This is a genomic window from Arthrobacter sp. 05T444 (assembly GCF_056395905.1).
Window position 1 is genome coordinate 163,249 of sequence record NZ_JBFTKK010000003.1, and the last position, 15,805, is coordinate 179,053.

At 66.4% G+C, this 15,805-nt stretch carries 12 protein-coding genes; 1 reads left to right on the forward strand and 11 read right to left on the reverse strand.

Annotated features, from left to right (window positions below):
• Positions 1-25: 25 nt before the first annotated feature.
• The gene (locus AC1DD3_RS04970; protein ID WP_476881107.1) at positions 26-1,036 is read left to right on the forward strand and encodes a LacI family DNA-binding transcriptional regulator; all 1,011 of its coding nucleotides are present in this window, start codon (positions 26-28) and stop codon (positions 1,034-1,036) included.
• Here AC1DD3_RS04970 and AC1DD3_RS04975 read toward each other — a convergent pair.
• From AC1DD3_RS04975 to AC1DD3_RS05025, 11 genes are all read right to left on the reverse strand, one after another.
• Positions 1,033-2,559: an ABC transporter ATP-binding protein gene (locus AC1DD3_RS04975; protein ID WP_476881108.1), complete on the reverse strand. Its 1,527-nt coding sequence runs from the start codon at positions 2,557-2,559 to the stop codon at positions 1,033-1,035. The genes AC1DD3_RS04970 and AC1DD3_RS04975 overlap by 4 nt on opposite strands.
• The gene (locus tag AC1DD3_RS04980; protein WP_476881109.1) at positions 2,556-3,317 is read right to left on the reverse strand and encodes an energy-coupling factor transporter transmembrane component T family protein; all 762 of its coding nucleotides are present in this window, start codon (positions 3,315-3,317) and stop codon (positions 2,556-2,558) included. The genes AC1DD3_RS04975 and AC1DD3_RS04980 overlap by 4 nt, the downstream gene beginning before the upstream one ends.
• Before the next feature lie 4 nt (positions 3,318-3,321).
• Positions 3,322-4,143 (reverse strand): ECF transporter S component, encoded by an 822-nt coding sequence (locus AC1DD3_RS04985; protein WP_476875991.1) that lies wholly within the window; start codon positions 4,141-4,143, stop codon positions 3,322-3,324.
• A 143-nt stretch (positions 4,144-4,286) separates the two neighbouring features.
• Complete coding sequence (locus AC1DD3_RS04990; RefSeq protein WP_476881110.1) at positions 4,287-5,336, reverse strand: nucleoside hydrolase; 1,050 nt, start codon at positions 5,334-5,336, stop codon at positions 4,287-4,289.
• Positions 5,336-6,313, reverse strand: a complete 978-nt coding sequence (locus AC1DD3_RS04995; protein WP_476881111.1) for an aldo/keto reductase — start codon at positions 6,311-6,313, stop codon at positions 5,336-5,338. The genes AC1DD3_RS04990 and AC1DD3_RS04995 overlap by 1 nt, the downstream gene beginning before the upstream one ends.
• A gap of 71 nt (positions 6,314-6,384) precedes the next feature.
• Positions 6,385-6,603, reverse strand: a complete 219-nt coding sequence (locus AC1DD3_RS05000) for a helix-hairpin-helix domain-containing protein (protein ID WP_230116690.1) — start codon at positions 6,601-6,603, stop codon at positions 6,385-6,387.
• Between the two features lie 33 nt (positions 6,604-6,636).
• Complete coding sequence (locus tag AC1DD3_RS05005; protein ID WP_476881112.1) at positions 6,637-7,197, reverse strand: hypothetical protein; 561 nt, start codon at positions 7,195-7,197, stop codon at positions 6,637-6,639.
• 111 nt (positions 7,198-7,308) lie between these two features.
• The gene (gene dxs / locus AC1DD3_RS05010; RefSeq protein WP_476881113.1) at positions 7,309-9,282 is read right to left on the reverse strand and encodes a 1-deoxy-D-xylulose-5-phosphate synthase; all 1,974 of its coding nucleotides are present in this window, start codon (positions 9,280-9,282) and stop codon (positions 7,309-7,311) included.
• A 196-nt stretch (positions 9,283-9,478) separates the two neighbouring features.
• On the reverse strand, positions 9,479-12,289 hold the full coding sequence (gene acnA / locus AC1DD3_RS05015) for an aconitate hydratase AcnA (protein ID WP_476881114.1): 2,811 nt from the start codon (positions 12,287-12,289) through the stop codon (positions 9,479-9,481).
• A gap of 154 nt (positions 12,290-12,443) precedes the next feature.
• On the reverse strand, positions 12,444-13,811 hold the full coding sequence (locus tag AC1DD3_RS05020; RefSeq protein WP_230116744.1) for a class I SAM-dependent RNA methyltransferase: 1,368 nt from the start codon (positions 13,809-13,811) through the stop codon (positions 12,444-12,446).
• The gene (locus AC1DD3_RS05025) at positions 13,808-15,784 is read right to left on the reverse strand and encodes an APC family permease (protein WP_230116787.1); all 1,977 of its coding nucleotides are present in this window, start codon (positions 15,782-15,784) and stop codon (positions 13,808-13,810) included. The genes AC1DD3_RS05020 and AC1DD3_RS05025 overlap by 4 nt, the downstream gene beginning before the upstream one ends.
• Positions 15,785-15,805: the final 21 nt, after the last annotated feature.

Consider the following 15,805-nt stretch of genomic DNA (forward strand, 5'->3'; position numbering starts at 1 on the left):
AGACTGCTTCAGAACAAGGAGCAGCATGACGGAACAGCAGCGGCGCCCCACTCTCGTGGACGTGGCCCAGGCAGCAGGTGTGTCACGGGCTTTGGTCTCCATCGTGATGCGCGGTGCCCCCGGCGCCGCGGAGGCCACCAGGCAAAAAGTCCTGCAGGCCGCACGGGAACTTGGCTACAGGCCGGACAGCCGGGCGCGGTTGCTTCGCAGCAGCCGAACCAGATTGCTGGGCCTGAGTTTCTCCAGCTCCCAGCCATTCCACGCTGAAATAGTTGATGCTGCCTACGCGGAGGCCCAAGGTCGCGGTTACGAAATCGCACTCAGCGCGATCGCCAGCGGAAGGCCCGAAACCCGGGCCATTGAGTCGCTCCTGGATTTCGGGTCCGAAGCCCTGGTCATGGTCTCGCCGGCCCTCAGCAACGAGGAACTGGCGCGCTATGCCAGCCAAGTGCCGGTCGTCAGCCTCCTACGCGACGATGTCGGGGACTCCGTCGACTCTGTGAGCAGTGACGACCGCGCAGGCATCAGGTTGGCGGTCGGGCACCTCATCGGACTGGGGCATCGCCACATCGTGCACGTGGACGGAGGGACAGCCGTTTCCGCCGAAAAGCGCAGCGCAGCTTTCCGTGCCGAGATGCAACACCACGGTCTGGACGCCGTTGTCGTCACTGGTGGCCCGAACGAAGAGGACGGGCTCAGGGCCGCCCGGTGCTTGCTAGACACCTCGCTGGTGCGAGAAGTGCCTACAGCTGTTGTCGCGTTCAACGACAGATCAGCCCTCGGCGTGATTGAAGGCTTCCGTGCAGAGGGTCTGCGGGTTCCCGCTGACGTTTCGGTGCTCGGTTATGACGACAGCCAGCTGGCCCGGCTCAGCTATGTACAGCTCTCATCCGTCAGCCAGGACGCGCCGTTGCTTGCCGCGGCGGCCGTCAACCGGGCCGCCGACCGCGTGGAGGGAGCGGAGGCGCCGGCCCATGTCGTGCGCACCCCGCATCTGGTCGTCCGCAAAACCACCGGCCCTCCCCGGGGCTCCTAGGAGCCCGCCAGCACACCGCCGCTGAGCTTCACCGTCCGGTGGGCGTGCGCCCGCGCAAACGCGAGGTCATGCGTCACCAGTACGACGGCGGCGCCGCGGCCGGCCGCCGCGGAGATGGCGGCGGTGAGCCGCTGCAAACCGTGGGCATCAAGCGCGACCGTCGGTTCGTCGAGGGCCAGCACTGCCGGCTCCCGCGCCAGGACCGTAGCCAGTGCCAGCAGGCGCTGCCCGGAGCCGGAAAGCTCATGGGGATGGACGCCGCCGGCCCCGTCGAGTCCCACGGACGCCAGCGCTGCTTCTGCCCTGGCCTGTGCCCCGTCGCCGAACAGCCGCTCCAGGCCGAACGACACCTCACGCTGCACGGTCCGCTCGAACAGCTGGTCATGAGGATGCTGGAACAGCAGCCCGAGCCGCTCGGCCACAATTCCCGTCGGGACTCCCGAGATTGCTTTTCCGTCCACGCGGACCTCCCCGCGCAGCGGCCTGAGCAGCCCGTTGAACAGCCGCAAAAGTGTCGACTTCCCCGCGCCATTCGGACCGGTCACCGCCACGATTTCTCCCGGCCGCACGCTGAGGTCCGCGTTGTCCAGCAGGAGCGATGACCCGGGGCCGCCAGCGTGATACCCGAACGACACGCCATCCAGCTCCAGGGCGGGTGCAGCCGCCGGTACCGGGGAGAGCCGGGGCTGTGCCTGCAGTGAGCGCTGCCCGGGCAGCCCGCTGACGACCACGCCGGCATCCGCGAGCGAGTCGCCGGCAAGCAGCCGGTCCGGCCGTCCGGCCGCTGTCACGGCCCCGCCCTTCAGGACGATCCACTGCGACGCCGTGCGGGTCAGTGAGTCGGCGTGCTGGCTCAGCACCACGACAGCCGTGCCGCGCGCCAGCTGGGCTTTGACCAGTCCCGTCAGTGCCCGCGCCCCGGCGTCGTCAAGCGATGCCAGCGGTTCATCAAGAATCAAAATGCCCGGATCAGCAACAATGGCGCAGCCGAGCGCAAGGCGCCGCAGCTCTCCCCCGGACAGGGTTGCCGGGTCCCGCTCCAGCAGCCCGGTGAGACCGGTCCGGTGGGCCGTTTCAGCCACGATCCGCACCATGTCTGCCCGCGCCGTCCCGCGGTTCTCCAGGCCGAAGGCTAGCTCCTCCTCCACCGTGCCGCGGACGGCGGAGAGCATGGCCGCCGCATCTTGGGGCACGTAGCCGACGTGGTCGGCCCAGGCGGCGGCATCGATCCGCGGGTCGTCGTCGGCCCCGGAGTAAACCAGCGGGCGGCTTTCATCCGTATTGTCACCGACGTACAGCTGCAGGGTGCCTTTCAAAGTTCCGTCGCGGCCACCCTCCAGCCACGCACCGAGCAAACGGCCCAGGGTGGATTTTCCGCTGCCGGAACCGCCAAGAACCGCCGTCAGGGATCCCGGGACGGCCTCTACCTGCACTCCGCGCAGGGCCGGAGCGGAGTCGCCGTGGAAGGCGAAGGAGTCAATGGCTGCCTGCAGCGTTGCCCGCGCCGTTTCCTGCCCGCTCATGCCGGACCGCCGGTAGGGTAGGATGCCGCGATCCGCAGGACCACCGCGACGGCGGCCAGCAGGAGGGCGACAACGCGGAAGCCACGCTGGGCGTGTGAATCGTTGACTTTCCGGTAAGTGGTCCTTGGACCGGGGCGCCCGAATCCCCTGGCATCAAGTGCCTGGGCCCGGGTTCCGGCATCGTGGACCAGGCCCAGCACCAGCGGAATCATTTGCAGCCGCACGGCCCCCAGACGGCTCCGGATGCCTTTGCCCACCACCAGCCCGCGCGCTTCCTGTGCCTGGCGGACCTTCCCGAGCCGCGCGGCAATGATGGGAGCAAGCATCAGTGTGGATGCCAGGACATAGCCGAACTGCGGAGGAAGGCGAAGGGTGGCCAGCGCGGCAACCAGGTCCGGCACCCTGATGCTGAACGAAAACAGCATGAGTACCAGGACGAAGGCGGACGTGCGCAGCCCCATGTCGAGGGCGAACCCCAGCCCTTCTGCCGTGACCCGAGCCGGCCCCCAGTGAACCAGCACTGTGCGGCCCTCGGGGTAAAAGAGTCCGTGCATCACCAGGAGCGAGAGCCAGAACGGCGCCAGGATTGCGGTGCCGGCAAGAAGGACGCGGCGTGCGCAGCCGTTGGCGGCGGAAAGGGCGACAGCACCGGCCGCGACGGTGAGGGAAAACGCCCAGCTGGATGCCGCCGTCGTAATAACCAGTACTGCTGCGGCGGCTGCAAGCAGGGTGAGCGGATTAAGTCGGGGCGCGGCCACCGGGTCAGGAATCCCTTTTGGCCGGGTCCTTGCCTGCGAGAACGTTGAAGCGGCGCACGAACGGGAACTGGAAGGTGGTGCGCCGCGGGAGGGCGTAGACCAGCGTGGCCGCGATGGCGAAGACGATGGCCTTGTCCATGGGGTCCGATATCAGGGCCTGCTTGGTGATGGCGGCGAGCAGAGTGTCGCCCATGGCCCGGAAGGCACTGACGATGGCGCCGGTCCCGGCCCCTGAGGTTCCGCCGAAGACGAAGGCGGCGATGGGCGCGGAGACCACGCCGGCCAGGATTCCAGTGACGAAGCCCGCAACCGGTGCGAGGTAGAAGCGCCGGAACAGCCCGTAGCGGGCGGCGGTGCCGGCGAGGAACCCGATCAGGGCCGCACCCGCGGCGAAGGGCAGGACGGTGGGGTTGATGAAGGACCAGACGATGCTGCTCAGGGCGCCGGTGGCGGCGCCGGCCGCGGGGCCAGCGAGCACGGCAACCAGCACGGTGCCGATGGCATCGAAGTAAAAGGGCAGCCCGCTGGTGCCCATGAGCTGACCCAGAACGATGTTCAGGACCAGTGCCACCGGCATGAGCACAACTGTCGACGTGGGAAGCGTGGGGAGCACACCGGCGATCAGCAGGGCGGCGCCGAGCAGGAAGCCGCCCAGGGCAACGAGGGCGGAGACGCTTCCCAGTCCGCCCGCGATGTCGGCGGGCTGGGTGAGTACGAGGTAGACGAAGGTGGCCGCGATGGCGGCGGCGCCCAAGAGCTCGAGCAGGCGGCGGTTTCGGCCCGCCTGCTGTCCAGGGGTGGGAAGGGTCAGGGACGGCTGTGACATGGTGGATCCTTAGGCTGATGACGGCGGGTCCCGCCCCCGTGGCGTGATCTTCCGCGTACGCAAAAGTTGGCGCCTATGTCACCTTGGCCCGGCTACCATCCTACCGACCGCCGGGCACGGCGTGCTACGCGCAATCCGTGGTGCTACGGGTACACGCGGTGCCCGGATGCCGGGAGGGCGCGCGCCAGGGACCCCACTGACGCAATCAGCTCGTCAAAGCACTGCGCGGGATCGTTCGACGTCACGATGCGGGCGTTGGGCGGCTCATTCCAGAGGCCACGGAAGTCCGCCACCGTGGTGCCGAAAAGCCGGGGTGACTGGGTTTCCACGTGCACGGTTGCCGTCCGGGTCTGGAACGGCGTGCGGCCGATGGCGGCGGCGGCGGCGAAGGCGTCGTGCATGTGGGCGACATATCCCTGGTCATACAGCCGGTGAAATTCCATGTAGAAGCGGATGGCGTCCGCGAGGCAGGCCACGAGCGGATTGTCCGAGGCGCTGCGCTGCCCTTCCGGCTGCTCCGGCAGCACGAGCTCCGGTCCGGCCGCCCCGGCGGCCTCCGCCAGCCTTTGCAGGTGCTCCGGCCGCAGTTCGATCCGCTCCGTGGTCTCGAGGGCGCACACCACCGGCAGTTTGTCCGAGGGAAGGCCGGAGTAGGCGGCGAAGACCTCCTGCGCAGCGTGCGGGTCAACGGACACGTTCCATTCCGCCGTGGGGGTGGTGTTGCCCTGGTAGTTGAAGCATCCGCCCATGATCACCAGGCCCCTGAGCAGCCTGGGGAGTTCCGGCTCGCGGCGCAGTGCCAGCGCGAAGTTGGTCATCGGGCCGGTGATGAGACCTGTGATCTCCCCCGGATTGGCCCGGACTGTCTCTACCCAGACGTCCACGGCATGGCGTTCCGAAATTGCCTGTGCCGGCGGCGGGAGTTCTGCGTAACCGATGCCCTGCGGGCCGTGCGTCTCCTCGGTGGTCACCAGCGGTATCTTCAGCGGCGCCTCGGCCCCGATGGCCACCTCCACGCCGGACCAGCCGCAGAGTTCCAGGAGTGCCAGGTTGTTCAGGGCCACCTGCCGTGCGCCCACGTTTCCTGCGGTGCAGGTGATGGCCTGGATCCTGACCTCCGGACGGGACAGCAGGTAGACCAGCGCGAGGGCATCGTCGATCCCGGTGTCGACGTCCATCAGGATGGACTGCATCAGAACAGGGCCACCTTGGGGGTCTGCGGGAAGATGGCGTCCAGCTCCGCCAGCTCGGACTCGCTGGGCACCCAGACGACAGCCTCGGCGTTCTGGCGGACCTGCTCGGGCCTCGTGGCTCCTGCGATGACGCTGCTGACCGACGGCTGCGCTGCGAGCCAGGAGAAGGCCACCTGCACTTCGGTGAGGTCGCGGGCGGCCGCAAAGGCGCTGAACTGCTCCAGCTGCCGCCAGTCCGCGTCGTCCACAAGTTGGGTGCGGGTGTGGCTCAGCCGCGAGCCTTGCGGCGCCTGGTGCGGGGCATACTTACCGGTCAGGAGTCCGTTCGCGAGGGGGAAGTACGGCAGCACCCCGATCCCGTAGGCCTCCGCTGCCGGCGTGACTTCAAGTTCGGCGCGGCGGTCCAGCAGGTTGTAGTGGTTCTGCGCCGAGATGAAGCGGGCACCGCCGCGGGCCCGGGCGACAAATTCGGCCTCGGCGATCTGCCAGCCGGCACGGTTCGAATGGCCGACGTACCGGACCTTGCCGCTGGTCACCAGCTCGTCCAGGGCGTCGAGGGTCTCTTCAATGGGGGTGAGCGGGTCCGGGGTGTGGAACTGGTACAGGTCGATCCAGTCGGTGCCCAGCCGCCGCAGGGAGGACTCCGCGGCGCGGATGATATAGCGCCTGGAACCGCGGGCGCCGTGATCGCTGCCGTTGGCTCCGCGCATGTCCATGCCGAACTTCGTCGCCACCACGGCTTCGTCCCGCCTGCTGCCCAGCGCCTTGCCGAGCATTGTTTCGCTGAGCCCAGGTTCCCGGCCGTACGTGTCCGCGACGTCGAAGAACGTCACCCCCGTGTCCAGGGCGGCATGCACGACGGCGTCAGTCCCCTCTTGTGATTCCGTCACCGTATTGGCCCGGCCAAGGTTGTTGCAGCCAAGTCCCACGACGGAAACGGTCAGTCCGGATTTTCCAAGACGGCGGTATTCGCTCATGGATTCACCCTATAACGGCAGCCAGCGGCGGCCCGTCATTCCAGGTCGAAGCCGGTCAGCCAGGGGCCCGCTCAGCTGGCGGCAAACCCCAGCCCGTGCTCGTCCAGGGCGTCCTGCAGCTGGGCCATGGTTTTGGGGCACATGCCAGGCAGCTCTGTCATCTGCCGCATTCCGAGCTGGGCGAGCTGCTCAAGCGTCTCAACGCCTGAATGGGCCAGCACCCTGCGGGCGGGCGAGGCAATGCCCCGGGGAATCGGTGTTCGGCCTGGCTGGACTGACTTCTTTGTCATGGCGTTCTGCCTTCCATTGAGCTGCGGGCTTTGTTAGAGGGTGAAAGCTGTGGCTTGCTTGGGTGAATGCTTGAGTTTCAGAGCTGTCGGATCGCTGAACGGGGCTGCGCCGATGCTCAGCTTGGTGAAGTCCAGGTCCTCACCGCGGATGCAGACCTTGATGGCGCTGACGGCTTTGTTGACATCCGGGCAGAGGCAGAAGATGTTCAGCTTGGAGTCGCTGAATTCGGAGCGTTCGACCGTCCCGAGGCCGCGCCAGGCAAGGTGGCTGATCAGGGCATCCTTGGCCTTTTCTTCGAGGTACCGGTCCCGGCTGGTGCCTTCCCGGGTCTTGAGGGCGTACTGGGCAACTACCCAGAACTGCTTTTCATCCGCAATTTCGGCATAGCCGTCTTCGGCGCACTGCACGGCGAAGGCATCCATCAGGCGCTCTGCTGCCTCGGCGTCCGGAACGTCAGTCTCATCGGTCTTGCTCTGGTGCCCTACGGCCCCGTGGTTCATGACGAACTGGCTGCAGTCCTCGTCGTACCAGGCCTCCCTGAACTGGAGGGCCCCTTCTTCGTCACGCTTGTAAACCCGGATAATCCCGCTCATGCCGCTCTTTTCTGGATCGCCCGCGGTCTGTTGCCGCCGAACGGTGGATGGTGGTGGGCCTTTATGGCCTAAAAACTCGGTGGTGGCCGGTGCGAACGCCGTGCGGAGCCCTTAAAGAATGGGCAGGCTACCGGTACTGGGATGTTCCTGCCCCGGCAGGGGACGTGCGAAAGGCACCTTGGTTCCCAGAACCTGCGCCACGACGTCGTGGGTGATCTTTTGGGCCGTAAGGCCCACCCGTTCAAGGACCTGGCTGCGGGTGCCGTGGTCCAGGAAGTCGACCGGGAGGCCCACCTCGTTCAGGGCGGTGTCCACCCCGGCGGCACGCATCTCCTGGCGGATCCGGGAGCCGACCCCGCCGGCCCGCACACCGTCCTCGATGCAGACGACCAGCCGGTGGTGGGACGCGAGTGCCACGATGGAGCGGCGCACCGGAAGGACCCACCGGGGATCCACCACTGTGGAGCTGATCCCCTGGGCGCCCAGCCGGTTGGAGACATCCAGGGCGAGCTCGGACATGGCGCCGACGCTCACGATCAGGACGTCGTTTTCGGTGGATCCGCTCGGCCGCCGGGCCAGGACGTCAACGCCGTCGCTCAGCCTTTCCAGTGCCTCGACCTCCGCGCCGACGCTTCCCTTGGAGAACCGGACCACGCTGGGCGCGTCCTCGATGGCGACGGCTTCCCGCAGTTCCTCCCGGAGCCGTGAGGCATCGCGTGGCGCCGCCAGGTGGAGCCCGGGGACGATCTGGACCATGGCCATGTCCCACATGCCGTGGTGACTGGCGCCGTCCGGGCCGGTGACGCCCGCGCGGTCCAGGACGATGGTCACGCCGGCTTTGTGCAGGGCTACGTCCATCAGCAGCTGGTCGAACGCGCGGTTCAGGAAGGTCGCGTAGATGGCGACGACGGGGTGGAGTCCGCCGAAGGCCATTCCGGCCGCCGAGGTCAGCGCATGCTGCTCGGCGATTCCGACGTCGATGACGCGATCGGGGTGTCGCGCGGCGAACTTGTGCAGGCCGACCGGGATGAGCATGGCTCCGGTGATGCCGACAATGTCCTGGCGATCGTCCGCAATGTCCGCAATTTCAGTGGCGAAGACAGACGTCCAGGACTGGGCGGCTGCACCCTCCGTGGGTTCGCCGGTCTCCGGATCGATGATGCCCACTGCGTGGAACTGGTCGGCTTCGTGGGCGCGGGCGGGCGCGTAGCCGTGGCCCTTCTCCGTGATGGCATGGACAATCACCGGTCCGGCGTACTGCTTGGCCCTGGCGAGGGCGTGTTCCATGGCCTGCAGGTTGTGGCCGTCCACGGGTCCGATGTACTTCATGCCCAGGTCCTCGAACATGCCCTGGGGCGCCCACCAGTCCTTGATGCCCTTTTTCATGGCGTGCAGGCTGCGGTAGGTCAGCTGCCCCAGCGGGCCGCCGTTCTGGAGCTTGTGCTTCCACCAGTCGAGCGTGCCTTCGTAGGCGGGCGCGGTGCGGAAGGAGTCGATGGTGGGGCGCAGTGAAGCCAGGTAGTCGGCGAACCCGCCCACGGTGGGCGCATAGGAGCGGCCGTTGTCGTTGACCACAATCACCACGCGCCGCCGCTTGTCAGCCGCGATGTTGTTGATGGCTTCCCATGCCATGCCGCCGGTCAGGGCGCCGTCGCCCACCACCGCCACGACGTAGCGGTCGCCGTCGCCGGTCAGCTGGCGGGCGCGGGAGATTCCGTCGGCCCAGGACAGCGAGGAGGAAGCGTGCGAGCTTTCCACGATGTCGTGCTCGGACTCGGCCCGGGCCGGGTATCCGGACATGCCGCCCTGCTGCCGCAGGGTACTGAAGTCCTGGCGCCCGGTCAGGAGTTTGTGGACATATGACTGGTGCCCGGTATCAAAGACGATGCTGTCCCGGGGAGAGTCGAAGATGCGGTGCACGGCCATGGTGAGTTCCACGACGCCGAGGTTGGGTCCGAGGTGCCCACCGGTCTGTGAGACGTTGCTGATCAGGAATTTCCGGATGTCGGTAGCCAGCTGGTCCAGCTGCGCTGCGGACAATTTGCTCAGATCCTGCGGGTTCCGGATGGTCTCCAAGATTCCCAACGGCCCCTCCTTCGGTGGTAGACGTGCCTTTTAACTCTAACGCCTCCCGCCAAGCAGCCGCGCCGGGCGCCCTTTCGGCCAGAGGCAGTCGGCCATCCTGCGAAGGACAAACGAAAGGCTCCGGCGGTCCAGGACCGGCCGGAGCCTTTCACGTTCCAGATTCCCCGGGAGGCATCGCCTCCCGGGGAACTAACCGCTAGTTCGCGGAGATCTGGCGCAGTACATACTGCAGGATGCCGCCGTTGCGGTAGTAGTCGGCCTCGCCCGGGGTATCGATGCGGAGAACCGCATCGAAGGACTTGGCGGTGCCGTCTTCAGCCGTGGCGGTCACCTTGAGCGTCTTCGGCGTGGTGCCTTCGTTCAGGGCTGTCACGCCCTCAACCGCGAAGGTCTCCGTACCGGTCAGTCCGAGCGTGGCAGCGGACTCGCCTGCCGGGAACTGCAGCGGAAGGACGCCCATGCCGATCAGGTTGGAGCGGTGGATGCGCTCGTAGCTCTCGGCGACGACGGCCTTGACGCCCAGCAGGGCGGTGCCCTTGGCGGCCCAGTCACGGGATGAGCCGGAGCCGTACTCCTTGCCCGCCAGGACCACCAGCGGGGTGCCGGCTGCCTGGTAGTTCTGGGCTGCGTCGTAAACGTACGCCTGCGGACCGTCTGCCTGGCTGAAGTCGCGGGTGAAGCCACCCTCGACGCCGTCAAGCAGCTGGTTCTTGATGCGGATGTTGGCGAACGTGCCGCGGATCATGACCTCGTGGTTGCCACGGCGCGAGCCGTAGGAGTTGAAGTCCTTGCGCTCCACACCGTTGGCCAGCAGGTACTGGCCGGCAGGGGTGTCCGACTTGAACGAACCAGCCGGGGAGATGTGGTCGGTGGTGACCGAATCGCCGAGCTTGAGCAGCACGCGGGCGCCGGAGATGTCAGTGACGGGCTCCGGCTGTGCCTTCATGCCCTCGAAGTACGGGGGCTTCCGGACGTACGTGGATTTCTCGTCCCAGGCGAAAGTGTCGCCGGCCGGGGTGTCGAGTGCTTTCCAGCGGTCGTCGCCGTCGAAGACGCCCTCGTAGCCGCGGGCAAACATTTCCTTGTCAATCGAGGAATCGATGACCTGCTGGACCTCGACCGGGTTCGGCCAGATGTCCTTCAGGAAGACGTCGTTGCCGGCCTCGTCCTGGCCCAGGGCGTCGGTGTCGAAGTCGAAGTCCATGGAACCGGCCAAGGCGTAGGCGATGACCAGCGGCGGGGACGCCAAGTAGTTCATCTTCACGTCCGGGTTGATGCGGCCTTCGAAGTTGCGGTTGCCCGAGAGCACAGCGGTGACGGAAAGGTCGTTGGCCTGGATGGCCTCGGAGATTTCCGCGTCCAGCGGACCGGAGTTACCGATGCAGGTGGCGCAGCCGTAGCCCACGATGTAGAAGCCGAGCTTCTCCAAGTAGGGGGTCAGGCCGGACTTCTCGTAGTAGTCGGTGACAACCTTAGAGCCAGGGGCTACGGAGGTCTTGACCCACGGCTTGGAGGCCAGGCCCTTGTCGACGGCGTTGCGTGCCAACAGTGCGGCCGCAAGCATCACGGACGGGTTGGACGTGTTGGTGCAGGACGTGATCGAGGCGATCGACACGGCACCGTGGTCCAGCTCGAACTCGCGGCCATCTTCGGTGACCACGTGGACGGGGCTGGACGGACGGCCTTCGGCGCCGTTGGCGGCCGACTCAACGCGTGCAGTTTCCGTGGTGTGGGAATCAGCGTGGGTGAAGGAGGGCGGATCGGAGGCCGGGAAGGACTCTTCCAGGGACTCGTCCACGCTGCCGTCTTCGATGCTGACGTAGTTGTGGATGTCCTTGCGGAACTGCTCCTTCGCGTCCGTGAGCTCGATGCGGTCCTGGGGACGCTTCGGGCCGGAGATGGAGGGAACAACCGTGGACAGGTCCAGCTCGAGGTACTCGGAGAACTTGATCTCGCGGGAAGGATCGTGCCAGAGGCCCTGTTCCTTCGCGTAGGACTCAACCAGGGCGACGTTCTCGTCCGAGCGGCCGGTGAGGCGCAGGTAGTCCAACGTGACGTCGTCGATCGGGAACATTGCGGCCGTGGAGCCGAACTCCGGGCTCATGTTGCCGATCGTGGCGCGGTTGGCCAGCGGCACTGCCGCCACACCTTCGCCGTAGAACTCCACGAACTTGCCCACCACACCGTGCTTGCGCAGCTGTTCCGTGATGGTCAGCACGACGTCCGTGGCGGTGGCGCCGGCCGGGATGGAGCCGGTCAGCTTGAAACCGACGACGCGCGGGATGAGCATCGACACGGGCTGGCCCAGCATGGCCGCCTCGGCTTCAATGCCGCCGACGCCCCAGCCGAGCACACCGAGGCCGTTGACCATAGTGGTGTGCGAGTCGGTGCCGACGCAGGTGTCGGGGTAGGCGCGCAGTGCGCCATCAACCTCGCGGGTCATGACGGTGCGGGCCAGGTACTCGATGTTGACCTGGTGCACGATGCCGGTTCCCGGCGGGACAACCTTGAAGTCGTCAAACGCGGTCTGGCCCCAGCGCAGGAACTGGTAGCGCTCACCATTACGCTGGTATTCGATCTCCATGTTGCGCTCCAGTGCGCCGGAGTTACCGAAGACGTCGATCTGCACTGAGTGGTCAATCACCATCTCGGCAGGTGCCAGCGGGTTCACCCTCTTCGGATCGCCGCCAAGCTCCTTGACCGCCTCACGCATGGTGGCCAGGTCCACTACGCAGGGCACGCCAGTGAAGTCCTGCATGATCACGCGCGCCGGCGTGAACTGGATTTCAGTGTCGGGCTCGGCGCTGGGATCCCAGCCGGCCAGTGCTCGGACGTGATCGGCCGTGATGTTCGCGCCGTCCTCGGTCCTCAACAGGTTTTCAAGCAATACCTTGAGGCTGAACGGAAGGTTTTCTGCACCTTCAACGGAGTTCAACCGGAAAATTTCGTATTCGGTACCGGCTACATTAAGTTTGCCTTTTGAACCGAAGCTGTCCACAATGCTCATCGCAGGACTCCTCTCGCAACAGTTTCATCTTTGTCGCGCGGTAGACCGCTTGCTAGTTAGGTCATCCTAATTAGTACAAGGTCTTACAAAAGAGCATGGGGTCAGCCGAGAATACGGCGCGCGACGTGGGACTACTAGGCCCATCCTAGTCACATCAGCCGCGGGGAGTCAGCAGAGCCACGGTCTCCAGATGGTGCGTGTGCGGGTACAGGTCGAACGCCCGAAGCGCCGAGAGGGACCAGCCGCCCTGCTGGAAGTACCCGATGTCTCGGGCAAACGATGCAGGGTCGCAGGACACGTAGGCGATGGCACGCGGGTTTGCGGCCATCAGCTGGCTGACCACTGCCTTGCCTGCACCGGCACGCGGCGGATCCAGCAGGAGGGCGTCAAAGCTGCGGGGGTTCTGGCGCAGCACGCGCTCCACGCGGCCCTGCACAATTTCCACCTGTGGGGCACTGTGCAGGTTTTTCCGCGCGTCCCGGCTCGTTCCGGGTGCACCTTCCACCGACAGCACCGAACCCGTCTCACCAACGGCGTCGGCAAGCGGTGCCGTGAACAGCCCGGCCCCGGCATAGAGGTCGGCGACCGCCGCACCCGGCTCCAGGAACCCGCCGTCGTGCAGGAAGCCGGTCACGGCCCCCACCAGCGTTTCAGGGGCGTCGCGGTGGATCTGCCAGAAGCCGGCACCCGTGACCCTGTAGTCGTGTCCCGCGGCTGACTCCTGCACCCAGGTCCGGCCTCGCAGCTGCAGCGTCTCGTCATTAGTGGGGTCGTAGCTGGCTACTGAGACCTCCGCCGGAAGCTGTGCCAGGATGGTGCTGAGCCGTTTGGCGCGGGTGCCGGGCGCTGGAGCGAGGAGCACGAGCGGCCGCGAACCGTTGGCCGGTGCAGCCACTTCAACGCGCTCGATGCCCTGCAGGTCGATGTCCCACAGACGCAGGTCGTTCACGGCCGCGACCGCCAGCGGCATCTCCCTGACCGGAATAACCTGCTCCGAACGGTGGGCGTGCATGCCCAGCTTGCCGCCGGCAGTGACCGCAAAACCTGCCCGGGTCCGCCACGCGAGGCCCGCACCGCCGTCGTTCGTATCACCGCTGTCCGCGGCCGCGGCGCCCACAGCTTCCACCTCGGGAGAAAGTTCGACGCCGGCCAGCCGCTTGAGCTGTTCGGCCAGCACGTCGGACTTGAGGCGCCTCTGGCGCTCGAGGGAGATGTGTCCCAGTTCGGCGCCGCCGACCGGCGGCCGCCCGTGCTCCCACGACGTGAGTGAATCCGCCACCCGCCAGAAGTGCGGCACACGGTCCGGTGACGGCTCCAGGACCTCCACGACGTCGCCGCGCCAGAACTTGGCCGACTCCCCCGCGTCCGTCAGCCGGATTCGTGCTTTCTCGCCGGGGACGCCGTGGCGGACGAAAACAACGCGCCCCTCGTGCCGCGCGACGCAATGGCCGCCGTGGGCCACGGGGCCGATGTCCACCACCAGTTCCACGCCGGCTGAGGAGGTCATGGTGTCGGGGTTCATTGGATGTCCTGCAGTTTCTTTGCTTCTTCGGAGGATTTGAGCTGCCACGGGACACTGGCCACCATGACGCCGGGTTCAAAGTGGAGCCTGGTCTTGATCCGCAGGGCAGTCTGGTTGTGGACCAGCTGCTCCCACCATTTGCCCACCACATACTCGGGGATGTACACGACGATGAGGTCGCGGGGCGAGTCCCTTCGCATGCTCTTGATGTAGTCCATGATGGGCGTGATGGTCTCGCGATAGGGGCTCGCGAGCACGGTCAGCGGCACCGGGATTTCGAGCTTTTCCCAGTCGGCAAGCGTGTGCGCGGTTTCCTCGGCGTTGATGTCCACCGTGATCGCATCCAGCCGGGACGGACGCGAGGCACGGGCATAGGCCAGGGCCCGCAGAACGGGCTTGCGGACGTGGGACACGAGCAGCACGGCGTGGACCCGCGTGGGCAGTGCCCGCGGTGAGGAGTCCTCGTCCACGGCCAGTTCCTTCGCCACGTTGTCGTAATGGGCGCGGATGCTCCACATGATGAGGAACAGGACAAACATGGCCAGCAGGGCAATCCATGCGCCCTGTTCGAACTTGGTGATGAGCACGATCACCAGCACGAGGGCCGTCATGCCGAAGCCGATCATGTTGATGGTGCGGGACTTGATCATGCGGCGCCGCAGTGCCTTGTCCTTGGCCAGTTTCAACTCGCGGCCCCAGTGCCGGACCATGCCGATCTGGCTGGCTGTGAAGGATATGAAGACGCCGACGATGTAGAGCTGGATGAGCTTGGTGACGTCCGCGTTGAAGGCGAGGATCAGCACGAGCGCGCCGGCGGCCAGCGCGAGGACGCCGTTGCTGAACGCCAGCCTGTCGCCGCGGGTGCGGAGCTGGCGGGGAAGGTAGCCGTCCTGGGCCAGGATGGATCCCAGGACCGGAAAGCCGTTGAAGGCCGTGTTGGAGGCAAAGACGAGGATGACGCCGGTGGCGGCCACCACGATGTAGAACGGGATCGAGCCGGCCCCGAAAATGGTCTGCGCAATCTGGCTGATGGCCGGGTTCTGGATGTAGTCCTCCGGCAGCGGCTTGCCGTTCAGCAGGAATTCCTTGGCCGGGTCCAGAACAATGTGGACCTTCGTGGCGTTGGCAAGATAGATGATGCCCGCCAGCATGGCCGAACCGATGACTCCGAGCAGCAGCAGCGTGGTGGCCGCGTTCTTGCTCTTGGGCTTTTGGAAGTTCGGCACGCCGTTACTGATGGCTTCCACGCCGGTCAGGGCTGCAGCTCCGGAGGAAAATGCACGCAGCAGCAGGAAGGCCCCGGCCAGGCCGACGAGGCCCTGGTCGAAACCGGGGTCCGGAACAATCGTGAACGCCGCCGACGGCGCCTGGCGCAGCTGCCCTGTGACAGCCTGGAAGACCCCGACGATGGTCATGCCCAGGATTGATGCCATGAAGATATAGGTGGGGACTGCAAAAACGCTGCCCGCTTCCTTGATGCCGCGCAGGTTCACGAGCGCCAGCACCACCACACCGATGGTCGCGATCATGGCCTGCTGGCCGTGGAGCGAGGGTATCGCCGTGGTGAGGTACGCGGCCGCTGACGACATTGACACGGCCACGGTCAGCACGTAGTCAACGAGCAGGGCAGAGGCAACGGTCAGCCCGGCATACTTTCCCAGGTTCACGTTGGCGATCTCGTAGTCGCCGCCGCCGGAGGGGTAGGCGTGCACGTTCTGCCGGTAGGACGCCACGACCGTCAGGAGCACCACCATGACGGCCAGGCCAACCAGCGGGGACAGCGCCACCGCGCTTACGCCCGCCAGGGCCAGGGTGAGCAGGATTTCGTCCGGCGCATAGGCAACCGACGATAACGCGTCCGAGGCGAAGATGGGGAGCGCGATCCGCTTCGGCAGGAGCGTGTGGGCCAGCCGGTCGTTCCGGAAGGGCCTCCCCACCAGCACCCGCTTCACGGCATTCAGAATTGTCAGCACCACACAAAGTTAGTCTGATTC